Genomic DNA, 18,386 nt, shown 5'->3' with positions numbered 1-18,386 from the left:
AACGCCGCCTAGGCGGAATCAGAGACGGAAATCCGCGGGAGACGCGAGTGCCTGAAGCGCATCCTTCCGTCTGGACTTCACTCCAAGATAGAGGATGCTGTTGCCGGAGCTCGATTTCTGGAGCCGGCCCTGAGAAACAAGCTCGTCGATCACCTTAGGGACCAGAGGTCGATCGGTCAGGCTTAGTCCTCGGCTGAGGGCCCCCTCCTTGCGCCCAGATCCACGCTGCCCAAAGACCTTCTTTAGGATGCTCAACGCAATGCGAGAGTCACGATCGATACCAAGCTGCATAATGCCGGCGGTCGTGTGAGTCGCGATGCTGAAGCGGTCAATCTCACATTCGACGAACCGAGCCTCGAGCCACCGGGGCAGGCCCGTCACACCATCGAGCAGGCCGATCAGGTCCTGCTGGAAGTGTGGTACCGCGCTCGCCTCGTCGACACCCCCCACGTCAAGGCATTCGATGACCGAGTCGCGAATCGTCGTGGCCGCGAAAATCGGGTGATCAGACAGCACCAACTGCTCGAAGTACACCCCCGAGATCTGAAAGCTGGAGGTGACTGGCCGGTTTTCCCACGGCAGTTCCGCGGCGACACGAATCAGGTCTGCCATCACAGCGTCGAACCGCTCTTGCTTGTCTCGCGCCACCAACGCAGAGAGAACAGTTGCAGAGGGAACGCCCATCTCATTGAGTGAATCTGTCGCGACCTCGATTCCCAGATCACTCGACGCGGTTGCCCATGACGCCACCCCACTGAGCGGATGGGTGTCACCGTAAGGATCCATCGCGTAGTCGGCGAGGTCTAGGCCGTATGCGGTGTCTGCGAGGTCACGGTCGGCGAAAACACGTGTGTCTGTTGCATCATCGGGATCCGCTGCCGCAAGGCCAGGTAGCCGAAGGAGCACTTGCACACCTTCTTCATCGGGCTGCAAGCCGTTGACGGACACAAACGCTTGCCTAAGCATGTCCATGTCGATTGGGCCTGTGACATCGGACCGTGATCGCGCCAGAGTAGCTACTCTGGAAACGATGCTGCGAATCGTTTCTGGCCGCACTGCTGTGAACATCTGCGCTTCGCGTTCGCATACCGCATCTACGAATTTGCGCCATCCGGTGGCCCGAGTGGTTGACAATGCGACGTTGGATGCATTCTCCGCGCTTATCGAGACGAGATATCCCAACAGTAGTGGTCTGGTCGGAACCCAGTCGGGGACGGTCCACGTCACTCCCGATTGAGTCAAGAACTCCGACATCTGTGCCTCGTCGAAGTCCGGAACCGAGAACTGTTCGAAAGCTTTGAACCCGAGCGCCGAAACCATCTCCGCTTGCCCCGAAAAGTAGTGGGAGCGGCCGGCCACGACAATGCCCGCGCCCACCGGAGTCTCACTCACGAGGCGGCGGATGGGGCTCAACGCCTCCCAACGCACCGTTTTTAGATCACTGGCGGCGCCGAACCATCGACTCGGAACGATTTCGTCGAAGCCATCCAGCAGGAGAATGCACGCGCCGGCCCGCCAGGCCGAGATCAGCCCTCCAGAATGATCAAAGCCAACTTCTTCAGCGTGTCGACGCAGAATCTCTGCCGGAGACTTGAGACCAGCGCAATCACGGAGATTGATGTGGACGGGAAACGGTGTGAGCTTCCCCTTCTTAAAGTGCTCCTTCCGGAGCGCCGAATAGATCTCGCGCAGCGTATGACTCTTCCCAACGCCGTAGTTGCCCACCAACAGAGATCGTTGACCTTGAAGGAGGCGATCTACGAGGCCCTGCACAGAGGTCGGTTCACCATTCGCGGCTTCAAGAACTACTGGGACGTTCGGTGCCTTCCCTGGACGTCGCTGCCCTCCGAAGGCGGTACTGCCAAACGGCGCGTTGTCACGGGCTTGGATGTATTTCTCCGAATTGACCATCCGCTGATGGAGAGTTCCGATGCTGATGGCATGAAGCCTCTCACCCCTGCGCCTCCCGATCGCGTCGACCGTCGTGCGTTGATCGGGAGTCGGCTCTTCCCGAGTTACAAACCACCCGGTGCGACTCTTCAAGGCGTTCCCGGGAAGCCCACCGACTGCTTTGAGCAGCTCCGCAAGCTTCTCTCCGTCCTTCTCGGCCTTCTCCTTCGTGCGACCAACGGTGAACTCGTAGGCGTGGATCTCGTCATGGCCTACGAAGGGACCGTCTCGTTCGCGGCCGCCGAACATCACCGCGCCTTGGATCCCCATCGGGTCGTGAAGCGCGCGTGCAAGAACTATGGCCCGTTGTTCAAAGTCCGACCCAGATTCTGCAGCGGAGTCCAAATTCAGTCCTTTCATAGGTGAGAGAGAATTCCGATCAGATTTCATCGAACGCGTCAGGCCCCGTACCGTCTCCGGCAACCTTGCCCTTGCCCTTGTCCTTGTCCTTACCCTTCAAGAATTCATACAACATCGCCGGCAGCGCCTTGCTCAACTCCGCAAACAAGCTCGTATCTCCGAGCATGTCGTCGACGAGCATCGGCGTCTCATCCCGCACCTCAATCACGGCCTTTGCGAACGCCTTCGGCAGCGCCGGTGATTCGGCGAACTGCTGAGGCGTATTCACCTCGGCCTGCCGCGCGAGGTCGTAATCAACCGCGAGCTTCCCGACGATGTGATTCACCGTGAGGTCAACAGCACCGACTCCGTACTTGTCGCCGAACCGGTCGTTGAGCTTGCCGATGATCTCTTCGAGCGCACTGCGGTGCTTTTCGTGAATAGCGCCCGAGCCGATCGCGGTGATCGGGTCAAGACCCGGGCCCTGCGCGAGAGTGAGTTTGACGGCCTCGCCCGGAGTGACGCTGTACTGCGACAACTTCACCTTCGAGATGTCCACCGGCTCTTCCCACGTCGCCGTCACGAGCTGCGGAAGGATGCGTCGGAAGAAATAGTGCCGGCGCGGCAGGTCGGTGTCCTCAAGATTCCGCGCCTGCGAAATGAAGTCATAGAACTTCACGAACTGCCCCGCGTCGCTCTTGAACAGCTTCAGCTCGTCCTGCTCGGCACCATCGCCATCCGTCACCGCGTTGAACCAGCGCTTCGCGAATCGATCGACCGCAGGCGCGGTCGCAGCGCTCACCGCACTGTTGGCATTAACGCCACCAGCCAGGGCCGCATCGAACGCCTGCTCGACCTCAGCCATCGTGTAGATCGCGGCACTGTCGAGCTTCGAGACCAGATCGTAGATGAGGTTCGGATCGGTCGTCGCGGTGAGCTCCGCCTTTCGGTAGTAGTCCTTAAAGGCATCGAGGATGTCGAGGGGTTCGTTCACGAAGTCGAGCACGAACGTCTTGTCCTTGCCCGGGTACGTCCGGTTCAACCGTGACAAGGTCTGCACCGCCTGCACACCACCGAGCTTGCGATCCACATACATTGCCACGAGCCGCGGCTGATCGAATCCGGTCTGGAACTTCTCCGCGACGATCATCACGTTGTACGTCGATGGCTTGAAGGCCGCCGCGAGATCAGAGGTCCAGAGCCCCGGATTCTGCGTCTTCTCGGTCAGCCCCTCGCCCACATCCGTGGGGTCTTCGACCGTGCCGGAGAAAGCGACCAGTGCTTTCACTCCCTGAATGTGCGAGTCCGACAGATACGCGTCGAGGTACTTCTTCCAGCGCACGGCTTCTAAGCGAGACCCTGTCACGACCATCGCCTTCGCTTTGCCGTCGAGCAGCGGCTGCGCGAACTGGCGGAAATGATCGACGACGATCTTCGCCTTCTGGCTGATGTTGGTCGGATGCAGTCGCACATACCGAACGAGCGCCTTCACCGCAGTCGACTCGTCGACTTCACCAGGCGCCTCGTAGTCAGATCCCGGATGCTGGAGCTGCCACGCCACTTTGTACGGGGTGTAGTTTTGCAGCACGTCGAGGATGAACCCTTCCTCGATCGCCTGCTGCATCGAGTACAGATCGAACGGCTCCGGTGTTCCCCCACCGACGGGCTCACGACCGAACAGTTCGAGCGTCTTCGGCTTAGGAGTCGCGGTGAACGCGAAGTACGAGATGTTCGAGGCGTTCCCCGTCACCTCCATCGCCCACCGCAAGTACGCTTCCGAGTCGATCGTCGCGCCCTCGGCCACCGCCGCTTGCTCCTGCGGCGAGAGCACCTTGGTCAGTGCGCCTGCCGTAGACCCGGTCTGCGATGAATGCGCCTCGTCGGCGATCACGGCGAATCTGCGACCCCGCAATTCGGGCTTCGACTGGATCGTCGTGATCAACGCCTCGAACGTCTGGATCGTCACAATAACGATCTGCTTGCCGCCCGTCAGCGCTGAGGCCAGCTCGCTCGATTTCGATTCGCCGCCGTCGCGCGTGATCGACTGCACGACGCCAGCGTGCTTCTCGAACTGGGCGATGGCATCTTGAAGCTGCTTGTCCAAAACGGTGCGGTCGGTGACGACGACCACCGTGTCGAAGACTTTCTCGTTCTGCTCGTCATGTAGCTGCGACAGCCGGTGCGCGAGCCATGCGATCGAGTTCGTCTTCCCCGATCCAGCCGAGTGCTGCACGAGGTAGCGGTGACCGGCACCTTCTTCTCGCGCTGCCGCCACCAGGCGGTTCACGGCGCGCCACTGGTGGTAGCGCGGGAACAGGATCTTCTCCGTGCGTGTCTTCTTCGCTGTGTCGGGGTCAACGTCGACCTCCACCTGCAGATGCACGAACGAGCCGAGCACCTGCAACCAGGTGTCGCGCTGCAGGATCTCTTCCCAGAAGTACGAGGATGCGGAACCGGCCGGGTTGGGCGGGTTGCCGGCGCCTTCATCATGGCCGCGGTTGAACGGCAGGAACCGCGTATCCGGTCCCGCCAGCTTCGTTGTCATCCGCACTTCACTGTTCGAGACGACGAAGTGCACGAGCGACCGCTTGGCGAACGCGAACAGCGGTTCACCCCCCGGTGAGCGATCGAACCGGTACTGGTTCACGGCGTTACCGATCGACTGGGTGAAGTCGGTCTTCAGCTCGACCGTGGCGACCGGGATGCCGTTGACGAACAGCACGAGATCCAACGACTTGTTTGGATGCTTCGTCGAGTAGTGCACCTGACGCATCACCCGCACGCGCATCTTCGCGTACGCGCCCAGGGTGTCGGGGTTGTTCGTCGTCACCGGGCGGAACTGGGCGAGGCGGAACTTCACCGCACCACCCTGTTGAGGGACCATCGAGAATCCCTCATGCAGAATGCGGATCGTCCCGCCGTTCTTCAGCGGGTCCAGATCGAGCGACTTCGCGAGGCGAGCGAGAACGTCGCGACCAGCGGTGTCCCGCTGGGATTCTGCGTCATTGGGACGAACCACCTTCGCGAACTCGGTCGGCTGGGTGTCCTCCAGCCAGCCGAGCACGTCCTCGGGGAATAGCGCGAGCTCTCGGTCGTAGCCTGCGTCATTCGGCGAGTACAACCATCCGTTCGCGGCGAGATGCTCGGCGATCTCGTTCTCCAGCATCGACTCCAGATGAGCCCCCGCAACACCACTCATGTCGTTACCCCCACATCGATCTTCCCGGTTACCGCCGCCGAGATCAGCGCAGCACGGCGCTCGCGAGCGAGCTCAACGCTCAGGCGTGCTGTCGCCACTGCTGCGTCGATCTCCGCAGTCCGTCGCTCGACCTGCTCGGCGATCACGCACTGTTCACGGTAGGGCGGGACGGCAACGTACTCGTTGAAGTAGGCCGACTGGTCAAGGTTCTGTATCCCCGTCGACTGTTTAAGAGACTTTTCCGTGATCCGCAGCCGATACATGGCTCCGTGCACATAGGTCCAGAACTTCGGATCCATGCCCGCGCGCAGTTCCACTCGAGCAACAAAGTTGGAGCACACCGCCGGCTCGTCCCGGTCGTAGAGGACCACGAAGCCGACCGGAGACTTCTCACCCCCGCCGGACTTTTCGAGCAGCAGATCGCCGTTTCGTAAGACCCGTCCAGCGCGCTCAGATGGCGTCAGCTTTCGAAGCGTATGAGCGGCATCATGGATCCGCTGCGTAGGCCGATCAAAATCGGCCACGCGCACGCAACGGAGATCTTCTCCGCCCCCTTCCGGGTCAGCACCCCAGACACCATTTCGCGCACGGGCAACTGTTGAAGCCAACCGCTGAACCGACCAGTGGCTTGGGACGTCTCCCAACCACTCCACGTCGCTCTTCTTGAGCGGGGCCTTGGCGTCGATCCCGCGGGTCACGGCGTGCGCAATGACCGCGGCGCGGCGTTCGGTGAGGAGGGTGATGAGTTCCTCGTTCTTCGCGATGAACGCGTCGATCTGCGCTGTCTCCCGATCCAGATAGTCCGCAATCGCCCGCTGCACCTCGACAGGCGGCCTCGGGACCTGGATCGAACCGATGTGCTGAAGGTTGAGTCCGTCGCGAAGGTCTCCCCCAGCGAGCCCGCGGATGTTCCCGTAATTGGACGTCAGCCAGTACTGAAGGAAGCGGTAGTCGATCGAGGGGCCGGGGACGATTGCGGCCAAAGACTGATTGAGAGTGCTGTCGATCTCCAGTCGCGCGGCCATCCCCTTGGTCTTGCCTTGCCCAGCAAGTGCCACCAAGACCGAGCCCTTGGGCGCCCACCGGGTCGCCCCGTTGTGCAACGCTCCCTGAGAGATCAACTCCGACGGCGCCGAGATCGCCCAGTCGTTCACGGACCCCGAATTCAACCATGGAACCGTGCCGTCGGACCAGTAGTCGACGTTCTTCCGATCCGGAGTGCCGCCAGCGAAGATCCTCGCGAGCATCTTCAAGTTGACGACATCCCATGCGGTTGGAATGTCGGGCGCCCACTCGAGTCTCGTCCGAGTCGCGCCTTCCTGGATCACCGTTCAACCTCGACCAACATGGCGCGGAGCTGGTCCATCACAGCGTCAAGGTCACGGTCGATCTCTTCCAGCGGTCGCGGCGGGATGTACCGGTAGAAGTGACGAGTGAAGGGGATCTCCGCGCCTTCCTTGGTCTTTGCATGATCGACCCACGCATCGTCCGCGTACGGCAGAACCTCGCGGGCTACATAGGCGTCGACGTCCTCGCCCCACGGCACGTTCTCGGTGTCGCGGAGCGATGCGTCAGGCTCGGGCTTGCCCTTTGCATCAGTGCAGACGTCGGCGGTGTCGTCCTGCTCCCCCAGCTCGTTCGTCACCGTCTTGAGCAGCGGCGCGGCAAGGGCGAAACCTTCGAGCTTCGCAGCATCCTTCAACGCCTTCTGGAACTCGCCCCGGTTCTTCCAGACCGTCTCTGAGCCGAGTCTGTTTAGCGCGGCTCGCAGAGCATCAGCATCCGGTTCCTTGAGCTTCTGCACCGCCTTCGCGGCGAAAACCGCACTGATCCGTTCGGCAGTGGCCTGCCAATTGAGCTTCAGCGGGCGTTCGACCGTGATCGTCCGGTACAGGAACTCCTCGTTGCGGAAGATCTTCGAGTGCTCGCCGCCCTCGAACGTGGAGTACAGCCCGACGATCGTCTCGATGTTCTTCGGGGAGAGTTCGTTGCGCTTGGAGCCGAGACCCTTGCGGAGCTTGGTGAACATCTCCCGGCCGTCGATCAGCTGCACCCGACCCTTGCGGTCATCGTCCTTGCGGTTGGTGAGCACCCAGATGTACGTGGAGATGCCGGTGTTGTAGAACATGTCCTTTGGCAGCCCGATGATCGCCTCGACGAGGTCATTGTCGAGCAGCCATTTGCGGATGTTCGACTCGCCGCCGCCGGCGCCGCCGGAGAACAGCGGTGACCCGTTGAGGACGATCGCCATGCGGGAGCCGCCGTCTTCCTGCTTGCGCATCTTCGACACCAGGTGCAACAAGAACAGCATCGCCCCATCGCTGACCGCGGGGGTTCCGGGGCCGAAGCGTCCGTTGAAGCCGAGGCGCGCGTGCTCCTCGTCGACGTACGCCCGCTGGTCTTTCCAGTCGACGCCGAAGGGCGGGTTGGAGAGCCCGTAATCGAACTTCTTCTCGTCGAACGCATCCTCAGTGAGAGTGTCGCCAAGCGCGATGTTGTCGACATCCTGTCCTTTGATGACCATGTCGGCCTTGCAGATCGCGTACGAGGCGTCGTTGTAATCCTGCCCGTACAGGTTCAACTGAATGTCGGGGTTCATCTTCCGCAGGAACTCATCCGCGACCGACAGCATCCCTCCGGTGCCCGCCGTCGGGTCGTAGATGGAACGCACGACACCTGACTTCGACAATGCGTCATCGTCAAGCGCGAACAGCAACTGCACCATCAGTGCGATCACTTCGCGGGGCGTGTAGTGATCACCCGCGGTCTCGTTCGAGCGCTCGTTGGCCCACCGGATTAGCTCCTCGAAGATGAGACCCATCTCGATGTTGCTGACCGCGGTGGGGTGGAAGTCGGCCTGCGCGAACTTCTCGGTGACCGAGTAGAGCTTGTTCTTCTCGGCGAGCTTGTTGAGCGTCTTCTCGAACTCGAAGCGCTCGAAGATGTCGCGTACGTTCTCTGAGAAACCCGCGAGGTAGGCCGCGAAGTTTGCTCGGAGATCCTGAGGGTCGGCGACGAGCTTCGCGAAATCGAAGGTGCTGGTGTTGTAGAACTGGTGGCCAGCGGCCTCCGTCAGCCGCAGGTGCCGCAGCACGTCAGGCATCGTCTCGGTCGCCTTGGCGACGTTGGCTACCTTCGGCTTCGTCTCCGTCAGAACTGCGTCGAGACGCCGCAGCACCGTGAACGGCAGAACCACCGAGCCGTACTCCGACGGCTTGAACGGCCCCCGCAGCGACTCGGCGATGTTCCAGATGAAGTTGACGTGATTGACCACGAAGAATGCCCCTGTCCCTGGCGCCGAACACGCGCCGTCTCCATCATGGCGCAGTTCTGTCGGCACCTAGGGATGTCCGGGGGTGCTGCTAGACAGACCACACAAAAGCACCACAAGGAACATGGCCCCGTCTGCTGTCACGTGAGTACGGGAGCCGCTCCTCCCGCCCTACTATGACTCTCGTGGCGACTTGCCCGGAATCAACGTCTTCACTCCCTGGAGAATCCAATGAGCAATGTCGCAGAGCCGACGCCTCCCACCGCGCCGGAAGAAGCGGACACCGCCCGCGCCCTCGACGTTCCTCCAGAACTGGTAGCCGAGAAAGCGAAGGAGCTGGCTCAGGGCGACGGCTTCCAGGCGCAGATCTTTAAGGCGATTGCGGTTCAGCGACCCGTTGTGCTCGAGTACCTGCGCTCAGTGCGGCGAGACAAGCCCGACGCCTCTCCGGCAGACCTCCTAAAGGAGCTCGAGAGCCGATACGTAGCCACTGTCACGATCACCAGCAGCGGAGTTGGTGCGTCTGCCGCGATCCCTGGCGTCGGGATCCCCGTCGCGCTCGGGCTTGGCGTGGCCGATCTGCTTTTCTTCTATGAGACCAGCGCTCTCTACGTACTTGCCGTCGCCGAGCTCCACGGCATCCCGGTCACCGACCCCGACCGCGCCCGCCCTCTCGTGCTCGGCATGCTGCTCGGGCAAAAATCGCAGAGCGAAGTAAGTCGCATGGTCTTGACATCGTTCGGAGCTGGAGGGGTAGGTCAGGCTCGCACCGTAGCCTCGGGCGTGGTCGCCAAGACGCTGCCGAAGGGGTGGGGCGAGATCCTGACTGAACAGCTTCCCGATTCTGCCCTTGCGCCGCTAACCATTGTCATCGGACGCGAGGCTCTCAAGCTCGGCGGCAAGATGGGCGCGAGCACGATCGGAAAGGCGATTCCGTTTGGCGTCGGAGCGGTCATCGGCGGAGTCGGCAGCTTCACCTTCGGGCGGGACGTCGTCAAGGCCTCACGTCTCGCTTTCCCGGAGACGCCCCTCGATTTCCCAGAGTGGCTTGGAGACTATGAGAAGCGCGCGAAGGAGGGCGAGCCGTCTCGTGCATCAGTCGCGCTCGAGTCAGCAGCCAGCAGCGTCAAGGACTTTAGTGAGAACGTCTGGGGCAAATTCAGCTCCGCGACCGAGGCTTTCCGGTCGGTCGATCTGGATGGTGATGGCATTCCCGATGAGGCGCGCGCCCTCACGGCCGTCAAACGCGCGGGCAGCGCCGTCGCTGGCACGGCGACAAAAGCTGCCGACAACTTCCGCGCGGTCGATCTCGACGGTGATGGGGTCCCAGACGAGGCGCGAGCACTCACAGCCGTGAAAGACGCCGGCAGCGCTGTCGCTTCGGCGGCCGAGAATGCGCGCGGCAAGGTGACGGCGATGTTCACGCGCAAGAAGGCAGCTGCCGACGAGGGTGAGCCACCCATCGAATAGAGGCGACGCTCGTCCGCACCCCTTTCGAGGACTCCATGATGAGTCCTACCTTCGGGGTGAAAGTTACGACCGGATCCCCCGCATCATTACATCGACAATGGCATCCGCCCCGGCGCCGCCCAGAGGCCTGCCAAGCAGAACCGCGTAGGACGACATCGCGACGAACTGCTCGGCGATGACCGCGGCATCCACGTCGGCGCGTACCTCTCCGGCTTCGACAGCGAGCGCCAGCCTCGTCGTCACCCATTCCCTCACTGGAGCGCCCAACCGGTCGTTCAACGCCGCACCCAGCTCGGGGTCCGTCGCCGTAACCGAGATGAGCGCCCGCGCCACCTCTACGTTATCCGCGGCATCCGACGACAGCGAGAACCACGCCCGCAGGTCACCCTCAAGATCGTCGGTCATCGGCACCGAAGCATCCGCCCCCGGCAGTTCACCCTCAAGCAGCGCCTCACCGAGGATCGCGGCCTTCGACGGCCACCAGCGGTAGATCGTCTGTTTCGAGACCTCGGCCTCGGCGGCGAGGCCCTCGATCGTCAGCGCCTCGTACTGGCCGGCCGCGAGGGCGGCGCGCATCGACGCCAGAACCGACTGGCGGGCTTTTTCACTGCGAGGACGAGGCACAAATCAAGGCTATCGGGCGTACGCTGGAATAAGTAGACAATGCGTTGCGTTATCGCCACTGTAGGCAACAAGAAGGAGATGTCATGGCACTTACCGCTCAGTCCTCCATCGGCGACTGGCTGAATGATCCGACCGGCGGAGAGCTCATCAAGGGCCTCCTCGCTCAGTCCGGCGCCAACGCCGATTCGCTCGCTCCGATTCTCGGCCTGCCGCTGCAGCAACTCGTCGCGCTGAGCCAGGGCCAGATGCCGCAGTCCGTCGTCGACGACCTGGTGCGCGCGGCCAACGGCGGCGAGATTCCGGCCGAGACCGAGCCGACCGGCTGGGTCGAGAAAGTCACCCCCGGACGCTTCGACGGCAAGACGATCATCGTCACCGGCGCAGCATCCGGAATCGGCAAGGCCACCGCCTCCCGCATCGCGCGCGAAGGCGGCCGCGTGATCGCTGCCGACATCTCCGCCGAGAAGCTCGACGCCCTCAAGGCCCAGTTCCCGGGCATCATCACGGTGGCCGGCGACCTCACGAAGCAGGACGCGATCGACGCCGTCATCGCCGCCGCGGGCGACCGCATCGACGGACTCGCCAACATCGCCGGCATCAACGACGACTTCTCCCCCGCGGGCGAAACCCCGGATGCCGTGTGGGACCGCGTCATCGCGATCAACCTCACCGCGCCGTTCAAGCTCATGCGCGCGGTTCTCCCTCTCATGGAGGCCGCAGGCACCGGATCGATCCTCAACGTCTCCAGCGAAGCGGGCCTGCGCGGCAACGCCTCGGGCAACGCCTATACGGCCAGCAAGCACGGCATCATCGGCGTCACCAAGTCGGCGGCGTTCATGTACGGGCCGAAGGGCATCCGCGTGAACTCGGTCGCCCCGGGCGGTGTCGCCACCGGCATCCCGATGCCGCCGAACATGTCCGAGGTCGGCTCGGCTCGCCTCGCGCCGTTCCAGCAGGCGATCCCGACCGTCGCCACGGCCGAGCACCTCGCCGCGTCGATCACCTTCCTGCTCAGCGACGACGCCGTCAACATCAACGGCGCGATCGTCGCCTCCGACGGCGGCTGGTCGGTGCAGTAAGACAACCGGATGCCCCGGCGCTGACGATTCCCCCGGAGTCAGCGCCTCCGGTGGGGTGGAGCGCGACCCGAACGCGCTCCACCCCGTTTTCGTATGGTGGAGGCATCCACTCACCGCAAGGAGCCTCATGACCGCATCCCGTGACGTCGTCATCCACGTCTCCGACGCCCCTGCCGACGTCGCCCGGGCGATCGGATCCGCGAGCACACTGCACCGCTTCCACCCCGACGCGCAGATCCGGATCATCGTCAACGGACCGGCGATCACCGGGATCACCCGCGACGCGGAGGAACTCCGCCTGCCCGAGTTCGCAACCGTCGAGGCCTGCGAAGTCGGGATGCGCGCGCACACCATCGCCATGGACGCCCTGCAGCCGGGCGTCCTGACCACGCCCTCTGCGATCGCCGCACTCAGCGACGCGCAGTGGGCTGGCGCCGCCTACATCCGCGTCTAAGCGCGGAGCTCCGCGTCCAACTCGGCACGCGTCGGCGGGTTCGCCCCGACCCGCGTGCAGGTGATCGCAGCCGCGCGCGCGGCGAAGCCGAGCAGGTGCCCGAGGTCATCGGCGCCGAGAGGCGTGTGGGCGCCGTGGCCCAGCATCCGGTGATCGTCGCACCAGGCAAGCATCGCGGCCATGAATGAATCGCCCGCGCCGACGGTGTCGGTGACGTCGATTCGTGGAGTGGCGACGCTCACACGAAGCCCCGTTGTGTAGCCGACTGGCCCGCCATCCCCCTGCGTCACGACGACGAGGCGCGCCCCGCCGGCGAGCCAGCGCTTGGCGATCACGTCGAACTCCTCGCCCGGGTACAGCCAGATGAGGTCTTCGTCGCTGGCCTTGATGATGTCGGATGCTGCGGCGAACGCCTCCACGCGGGTGCGCGCATCGTCGACGGAGACACCGAAGTCCGGGCGGCAGTTCGGGTCGTAGCTGACCGTGGCCGACGAGCGTGCGGCATTCACGGCCGCGAGGGTGCCGACCCACTCCTCGTCGGTGATCGCGGTGAGCGATCCGACATGCAGGTGCGTGATCTCGCGCTCGGTGAGCAGTGCGGCGGCATCCTGCACGTGGTTCTCGAGTCGGAAGACGTAGGTGGCCGCACCATCCGCACCCAGTGTGGCGATGGCTTCGTTGGTCGCACGTTCCTCCCGACCCCCGTTGAGCAGCTCCACACCCTCGCGCTCGATGTGCTCCCGCACGAGCGCACCGTAGGCGTCGCCGCCGAACGCGGTGATCAGCGTCGCCTCAATGCCCAGGCGCGCCACGCCGATCGCGACGTTCATGGGCGAACCCCCCGGTCGCGCGGTGCGCGTTCCGGAGGGTTCGACGATCACATCGACCAGAGACTCGCCGATCACGACGAGCCGGCTCCTGCTCATCGCCACGGCTCGACGATGGCCTTCAGTGCTCCGGGGATCCGTCCGGCCATGAGCGCGTTCTCCACGTCGTCCAACCCGAAGGTGTGCGTGACGAGCGCATCGAGGTTCACGCGGCCCGCTGCGACGAGCTCGATCGCCAGCGGCCACGTGTTCGCGTAGCGGAAGACACCGGTGAGCCACAGCTCACGGTTCTGCAGCAGGTTGACCGGCAGGGTCAGCTCGTCGGCGCCGAGGCCGACCAGCACGATCCGCCCAGCCGGCTTCACCGCGGGGATCCCGGCGCGGATCGCGGGGCCCGCACCCGACGCATCGATGAACGCGTCAACGGTCATCTCTTCGACAGACTCGCTCGCGTGCAGGGCACGCGTCGCGCCATGCTGCGCGGCAACCGCGAGGCGCTCTTCCGAGATATCGGTGATGATGATCTCGGTCGCGCCGAAAGCGCGTGCGACCTGCGCCGTGACGAGTCCGATCGGACCAGCACCGGCGATGAGAACCCGAGAACCCGCGGTCACACCCGCCTTCTGACACGCCCAGATCCCCACCGACAGCGGCTCCATGAGAGCTGCCGCATGCGCGGACACGCTGTCGGGGATGTCGTGCGCATAGTCGCTCTGAATCGTCACGTACTCGGCGAACGCACCGTCGATCGGCGGCGTCGCGAAGAACTGCATCTCGGGGCACAGGTTGTATGCGCCCTTCTTGCACTGCTCGCAGACACGGCACGCCCGCTGCGGCTCGATCGAGACGCGCGAGCCGACGCGCGCAGCATCCACTCCCTCGCCCACCGCGACAATGACTCCGGATGCCTCGTGGCCGAGCACCAGGGGCTGCTCGACGACGAACGGACCGATGCGACCGTGCGTGAAGTAGTGCGTGTCCGAACCGCAGACGCCCACAGAGGCGACGCGGATCAGCACCTCATCGGCGGCAGGAACGGGCACAGGCCGATCGCCGACCGTCAGCGAGTCCTGCGCGAGCAGCTCAGAGGCGCGCATGCGCTCCGGAATCGTCGTACGAGCATCCATCAACGGAAGTCCTTCCCCCAGGTGGCCGTGTGCATCGAGCTTTCGGCGCGCCAGCGCGCGATGGCCTTCTCCAGACGCACACGCGTCTCGGCGTGCTGCGGCTCGGCCCACAGGTTGATCTCTTCACGAGGGTCTTCCTGCAGGTCGAAGAGCTGACCCTCGTCATAGTCGATGAAGTCGACGAGCTTGTAGCGCGCGTCGCGCACCATCGTCATGAGCGCCGTCTCGGTGAGGATGAAGTCACGGGCATGCTCGCTGAACACGTACTCGCGACCCTCCCACTTCTCACCCGAGAGGGCCGGGACAAGGGAGTCCGCCTCCATCCAGGCGGGAGGCGTGATGCCCGCGAACTCGAGGATCGTCGGCGCGAAGTCCATGAGCGAGATGAGACCGTCGTGCACCTGTGCCCCGCGAAGGTAGGGCGGGCCCCAGATGATCCCGGGCACCTTCACCGACCCCTCGTACATGTTCCACTTCTGCGAGTGCCCGTGGTCGCCGAGGGCGTCCCCGTGGTCCGAGGTGAACACGATGATCGTGTTGTCGAGCACACCGCGCTCGTCGAGAGCCGTGATCAGATCGCCGACCTTCTCATCGATCATCGCGACGTTCGCGAAGTAGTGGCGGCGCTGACGCTGCAGCTGCTCGAGCGTGGGGTTCTCCAGCATGACGATCGCGTCGTGATCGTTCGCCTGGTGGTGCTTGCGCAGCTCCTTGAGCGGCGTCGGCTGGCTGTCCAGGTCTTCCTGCGACCGCGGCACCTCCGGCATGTCCTTGTCCCGGAACGGGTCGAGGTGCCGCGGAGTGGGGTCGTAGGGCGGGTGCGGCCCGGGGAACCCGATCTGCAGGAAGAACGGCTCATCGCGGTTCGGGTAGGTGCGCAGCCAGTGCTCGGCAAGACCGCCGACGAAGTTGTCGGCGTGCATGTCCTCCGGCAGCTCCCATTCGAAGGCACCGAGGCGCTCTTCGTAGTCGGGCAGATCACGGTAGGTGACACGGCTCGGCTTCTCGAGCCCACGGATCCAGAACGCCTTGTCCCAGTTGTCCAGGAAGTAGGGCAGGTTCGGGTGCGCCCGATCCTTGTTCTCGATGACGTGGCGCTCCTTGAAACCGACCGGAGCCTCGTACGGGTACGTGTGCATCTTGCCGATGCTGGTGGTGCGGTAGCCCGCATCCGCCAGCAGCTCGACCCAGGAGTGCTTCCACGGGTCGTCGTTGCGCAGCACGCCCGAGCTGTGCGGGTACAGACCCGTGAACAGGCTCGCGCGGCTCGGCGCGCACGAGGGGCTTGCGACGTACGTGTTCGTGAACGCAGCTCCCTCATTGACCAGGCGGTCGAGCACAGGGGTGACCGCGTGGTCATGACCGAGGGCTGCGATCGAGTCGTAGCGCTGCTGATCGGTCATGATCAGCACGATGTTCGGGCGGGTTGTCATGCGTTCTCCTTGAGGGCCGCTGCACTGGCCTTGACAGCGGTACGCGCGCGTCCGACCTGGTTGAGGTCGACGCGGCTGGTCTCACCGGCCAGCCAGACGCACACGATGCTGATGAGGCAGATGGCAACGAGGTAGATGACGGCCGGCCAGTACGAGCCGAACGCCAGGCTCAGGCCCAGGGCGATCGCCGGGGTCGGTGCACCGCCGAGCAGGGCCGAGCCCTGGTAGACGACGCCGAGGCCGGTGTAGCGCATGCGCGTGCCGAACAGCTCCGCGAAGAACGCGCCCTGGATGGCGAACATGCTTCCGGTGCCGACAGCGTGGATGAGGATGATCATCGCCCAGGTGAGGACGGGGTTGCCCACCTGCAGCGCCGGGAAGTAGAACAGCGCGCCGACGGCACAGATCACGATGCCGGCGATGTAGACCGGGCGGCGACCGATGCGGTCAGAGAGCGCACCGATGAAGGGCAGGATGCACATCTGCACGGCGGCCGAGATGATGAAGCCGGTCAGGATGTAGCTGCTGTCGAGACCCATGTACATCGTCGCGTACGAGATCGCGAAGACGTTGATGACGTTGTAGGTGACAGCATCCGCCATACGCGCGCCGATGCCGATGAGCAGGCCGCGCCAGTTCTCGCGGATGAGGGCGAAGAACGGAATCTTGCGGGTGGCTTCTGCGTCTTCCGTGAACGACTTGGTCTCAGGCAGGTGACGACGGATGTAGAACGCGAAGAGCGTGAGCACACCGGAGAGCAGGAACGGGATACGCCATCCCCAGTCGAACAGCGCTTCCTTCGGGAGAAGCTGCACGAGGCTGAACACGCCCGTCGAGACGAGCAGACCCGCGGGGGTTCCCATCTGGTGGAAGCTGCCCATGAGGCCACGCTTGCCGGTCGGCGCGTTCTCGAGCGCAGCGAGCGATCCGCCGCCGAACTCACCGCCGATGCCGACACCCTGCACGAGACGGAAGAAGATCAGAAGCACGGCAGCCCAGATGCCGATCTGGTTCGCGCTCGGGATCAGGCCGATCGCGAAGGTGCCGATGCCGATCAGCAGAACGGTCAGCAGCAGCATCGGCTTGCGGCCGATCTTGTCACCGAAGTGACCGAAGAGGATCGCGCCGATGGGGCGTGTGAGGAAGCCCACTGCGAAGGCTGCGAACGACTGAATGAGCGCGAGCGCCGGAGTCGTCTCCGGGAAGAAGACCGCCGGGAAGATCAGCGCCGACGCGGTGCCATACAGATAGAAGTCGTACCACTCGATGAATGCGCCAGCGAAAGCTGCGGTGGTGGCGCGACGAGCGGTCTTGCCCTCAGCCCGAGCGGCGACTGTGCCACGGGTGGGTGCGGTCATGGGATTCCTCCAGGGGTGTCTCACTTTTGAGCATACCTAGGCTCACGTTTGAGCGCGGGTCTGGTTAACGTACGACGCACCTGCCCAAAGTTCAATTCTGAGCACTAGAGTTGTGCTCATATGAGCGCGTTGATGCGGTGGCATCCACGCCCGACGAAAGGCTCCCCGTGGCGACGCAACCCCCTTCTGTCGAGTTGTTCGACGACGAGCTGATGCTCCGGGTCGCCCGCTCGTACTACCTCGACGACCACTCGAAGGTGCAGATCGCCGCCGAGACCGGCCTCTCCCGGTGGCAGGTGGCACGTCTGATCTCCACCGCGCGCACCCGCGGTTTCGTGCGGATCCAGGTCGGAGACCCGAGCGAGGAGAACGAGGAACTCGGACGCCGCCTGGCCGCACACCTGCGCCTGAAGTCGGCGATCGTGATCTCGCGTGCGGATGAGTCCGCGCATTCGCCGACGATCGACGGGATCGGGCGGGCACTCGCCGCGCTCCTCGCCGAAGAGGTGCACGCCGGGCAGACGATCGGCCTGACCTGGAGTCGGGCGATCGAGGCGATGACCCATCACCTCGACCGGCTTGCCCCCTGTGATGTCGTACAGCTTGCGGGCGCTCTCACGTTCTCTGGAGATCGGCTCGGTTCTGTCGAGGTCATCCGCCAGGTCGCCCGCGTCGCTGAGGGCACCGCGCACCCGATGTACGCCCCGCTGTTCGTCGGCGATCTGGACGCTGCCGCGGCGCTGCGACAGCAGCCGGAGATCGCCGAATGTCTGGAGCGGGTGTCGTCGCTGGATGTCGCCGTTGTCTCGGTGGGGACGTGGGAGGAGACGGGGTCTGCCCTCTATCCGATCGTGCCGCGCGAGATGGCGGAAGCCGCGCGCAGCGCAGGGGCCGTCGGAGAGGTGTCGGGTCGAGTGTTCGACGCCGAGGGGCGCTGCGTCAGCAGTGACATCGATGACCGCGTGATCGGCGCGACGCTGGACGCACTGCGCGACGTTCCGCACATCATCGCGACCTCGTACGGCAGCCACCGTGCGGCGGCCACGACGGCCGCCGCACGGTCGGGACTCATCGACGTGCTGGTCGCCGACGAGCTGCTGGCCCGCGCGATTCTGGGGACCGAGAACACGCACTGATCACCGACTGGCGTCGCGCGGCACCACCGCGCGAGGACTGGAGCCCGGTAGTAGGTGGAAGGCGATATCGCAACCCCCTCGCGCAATCCCGCCTCCGCGGCGAGAGTGTTCGGACACCC

Annotated in this window: 13 protein-coding genes; 4 read left to right on the top strand and 9 right to left on the bottom strand. The window is 64.1% G+C overall.

Annotated elements, in window-relative coordinates; translation table 11 throughout:
• Positions 1-18: 18 nt before the first annotated feature.
• The 4 genes from JOD62_RS08110 to JOD62_RS08095 are packed head-to-tail and all read right to left on the bottom strand — an operon-like array spanning position 19 to position 8,762.
• A complete protein-coding gene (locus JOD62_RS08110) occupies positions 19-2,310 on the bottom strand; it encodes an NACHT domain-containing protein (RefSeq protein ID WP_204938783.1) in 2,292 nt (763 codons plus the stop codon).
• Positions 2,311-2,329: 19 nt separating this feature from the next.
• The gene (locus tag JOD62_RS08105) at positions 2,330-5,488 is read right to left on the bottom strand and encodes a type I restriction endonuclease subunit R (RefSeq protein ID WP_204938782.1); all 3,159 of its coding nucleotides are present in this window, start codon (positions 5,486-5,488) and stop codon (positions 2,330-2,332) included.
• Complete coding sequence (locus tag JOD62_RS08100) at positions 5,485-6,816, bottom strand: restriction endonuclease subunit S (RefSeq protein WP_204938781.1); 1,332 nt, start codon at positions 6,814-6,816, stop codon at positions 5,485-5,487. The genes JOD62_RS08105 and JOD62_RS08100 overlap by 4 nt, the downstream gene beginning before the upstream one ends.
• Positions 6,813-8,762, bottom strand: a complete 1,950-nt coding sequence (locus tag JOD62_RS08095; protein ID WP_204938780.1) for a type I restriction-modification system subunit M — start codon at positions 8,760-8,762, stop codon at positions 6,813-6,815. Before JOD62_RS08095 ends, JOD62_RS08100 begins: the two co-directional genes overlap by 4 nt.
• A 567-nt stretch (positions 8,763-9,329) precedes the next feature.
• Here JOD62_RS08095 and JOD62_RS08090 point away from each other — a divergent pair.
• Positions 9,330-10,229 carry an EF-hand domain-containing protein gene (locus JOD62_RS08090; RefSeq protein WP_204938779.1) on the top strand — a complete coding sequence of 300 codons (900 nt, stop codon included), beginning with the start codon at positions 9,330-9,332 and terminating at the stop codon, positions 10,227-10,229.
• A gap of 63 nt (positions 10,230-10,292) precedes the next feature.
• On the opposite strand, the gene JOD62_RS08085 is transcribed toward JOD62_RS08090, so the two are convergent.
• Positions 10,293-10,853, bottom strand: coding sequence for a TetR/AcrR family transcriptional regulator (locus JOD62_RS08085; RefSeq protein ID WP_271171483.1), 561 nt, complete (start codon positions 10,851-10,853; stop codon positions 10,293-10,295).
• Between the two features lie 83 nt (positions 10,854-10,936).
• Here JOD62_RS08085 and JOD62_RS08080 point away from each other — a divergent pair, with 83 nt between their 5' ends.
• Together JOD62_RS08080 and JOD62_RS08075 are read left to right on the top strand one after the other, a co-directional pair.
• Positions 10,937-11,932: an SDR family NAD(P)-dependent oxidoreductase gene (locus JOD62_RS08080; RefSeq protein ID WP_204938778.1), complete on the top strand. Its 996-nt coding sequence runs from the start codon at positions 10,937-10,939 to the stop codon at positions 11,930-11,932.
• A 127-nt stretch (positions 11,933-12,059) separates the two neighbouring features.
• On the top strand, positions 12,060-12,386 hold the full coding sequence (locus tag JOD62_RS08075) for a DsrE family protein (RefSeq protein ID WP_204938777.1): 327 nt from the start codon (positions 12,060-12,062) through the stop codon (positions 12,384-12,386).
• Here JOD62_RS08075 and JOD62_RS08070 read toward each other — a convergent pair.
• From JOD62_RS08070 to JOD62_RS08055, 4 genes are read right to left on the bottom strand one after another with little or no spacing between them, the layout of a single operon-like run.
• On the bottom strand, positions 12,383-13,312 hold the full coding sequence (locus JOD62_RS08070) for a carbohydrate kinase family protein (RefSeq protein WP_204938776.1): 930 nt from the start codon (positions 13,310-13,312) through the stop codon (positions 12,383-12,385). The genes JOD62_RS08075 and JOD62_RS08070 overlap by 4 nt on opposite strands.
• A complete protein-coding gene (locus tag JOD62_RS08065) occupies positions 13,309-14,340 on the bottom strand; it encodes an NAD(P)-dependent alcohol dehydrogenase (protein ID WP_204938775.1) in 1,032 nt (343 codons plus the stop codon). Before JOD62_RS08065 ends, JOD62_RS08070 begins: the two co-directional genes overlap by 4 nt.
• Complete coding sequence (locus tag JOD62_RS08060; RefSeq protein WP_204938774.1) at positions 14,340-15,773, bottom strand: sulfatase family protein; 1,434 nt, start codon at positions 15,771-15,773, stop codon at positions 14,340-14,342. The genes JOD62_RS08065 and JOD62_RS08060 overlap by 1 nt, the downstream gene beginning before the upstream one ends.
• On the bottom strand, positions 15,770-17,131 hold the full coding sequence (locus JOD62_RS08055) for an MFS transporter (protein ID WP_204938773.1): 1,362 nt from the start codon (positions 17,129-17,131) through the stop codon (positions 15,770-15,772). Before JOD62_RS08055 ends, JOD62_RS08060 begins: the two co-directional genes overlap by 4 nt.
• A gap of 167 nt (positions 17,132-17,298) precedes the next feature.
• Here JOD62_RS08055 and JOD62_RS08050 point away from each other — a divergent pair, with 167 nt between their 5' ends.
• Entirely contained in the window at positions 17,299-18,267 is a 969-nt protein-coding gene (locus JOD62_RS08050) for a sugar-binding transcriptional regulator (protein WP_204938772.1), read from the top strand.
• The last annotated feature ends 119 nt before the right edge of the window (positions 18,268-18,386 follow it).

Origin of the sequence: Microbacterium keratanolyticum (genome assembly GCF_016907255.1) — a bacterium.
GTDB classification, from domain to species: Bacteria; Actinomycetota; Actinomycetes; order Actinomycetales; family Microbacteriaceae; genus Microbacterium; species Microbacterium keratanolyticum.
Note: the sequence above shows the minus strand (reverse complement) of the source record. Positions and strands in the feature narration are given on the sequence as shown.

What these genes read in the sequence shown, in the direction of transcription:
- JOD62_RS08070 (WP_204938776.1), bottom strand. Translation starts at nt 13,312, where the DNA reads ATGAGCAGGAGCCGGCTCGTCGTGATCGGCGAGTCTCTGGTCGATGTG.
- JOD62_RS08065 (WP_204938775.1), bottom strand. Translation starts at nt 14,340, where the DNA reads ATGGATGCTCGTACGACGATTCCGGAGCGCATGCGCGCCTCTGAGCTG.
- JOD62_RS08075 (WP_204938777.1), top strand. Translation starts at nt 12,060, where the DNA reads ATGACCGCATCCCGTGACGTCGTCATCCACGTCTCCGACGCCCCTGCC.
- JOD62_RS08055 (WP_204938773.1), bottom strand. Translation starts at nt 17,131, where the DNA reads ATGACCGCACCCACCCGTGGCACAGTCGCCGCTCGGGCTGAGGGCAAG.
- JOD62_RS08060 (WP_204938774.1), bottom strand. Translation starts at nt 15,773, where the DNA reads ATGACAACCCGCCCGAACATCGTGCTGATCATGACCGATCAGCAGCGC.
- JOD62_RS08110 (WP_204938783.1), bottom strand. Translation starts at nt 2,310, where the DNA reads ATGAAAGGACTGAATTTGGACTCCGCTGCAGAATCTGGGTCGGACTTT.
- JOD62_RS08105 (WP_204938782.1), bottom strand. Translation starts at nt 5,488, where the DNA reads ATGAGTGGTGTTGCGGGGGCTCATCTGGAGTCGATGCTGGAGAACGAG.
- JOD62_RS08080 (WP_204938778.1), top strand. Translation starts at nt 10,937, where the DNA reads ATGGCACTTACCGCTCAGTCCTCCATCGGCGACTGGCTGAATGATCCG.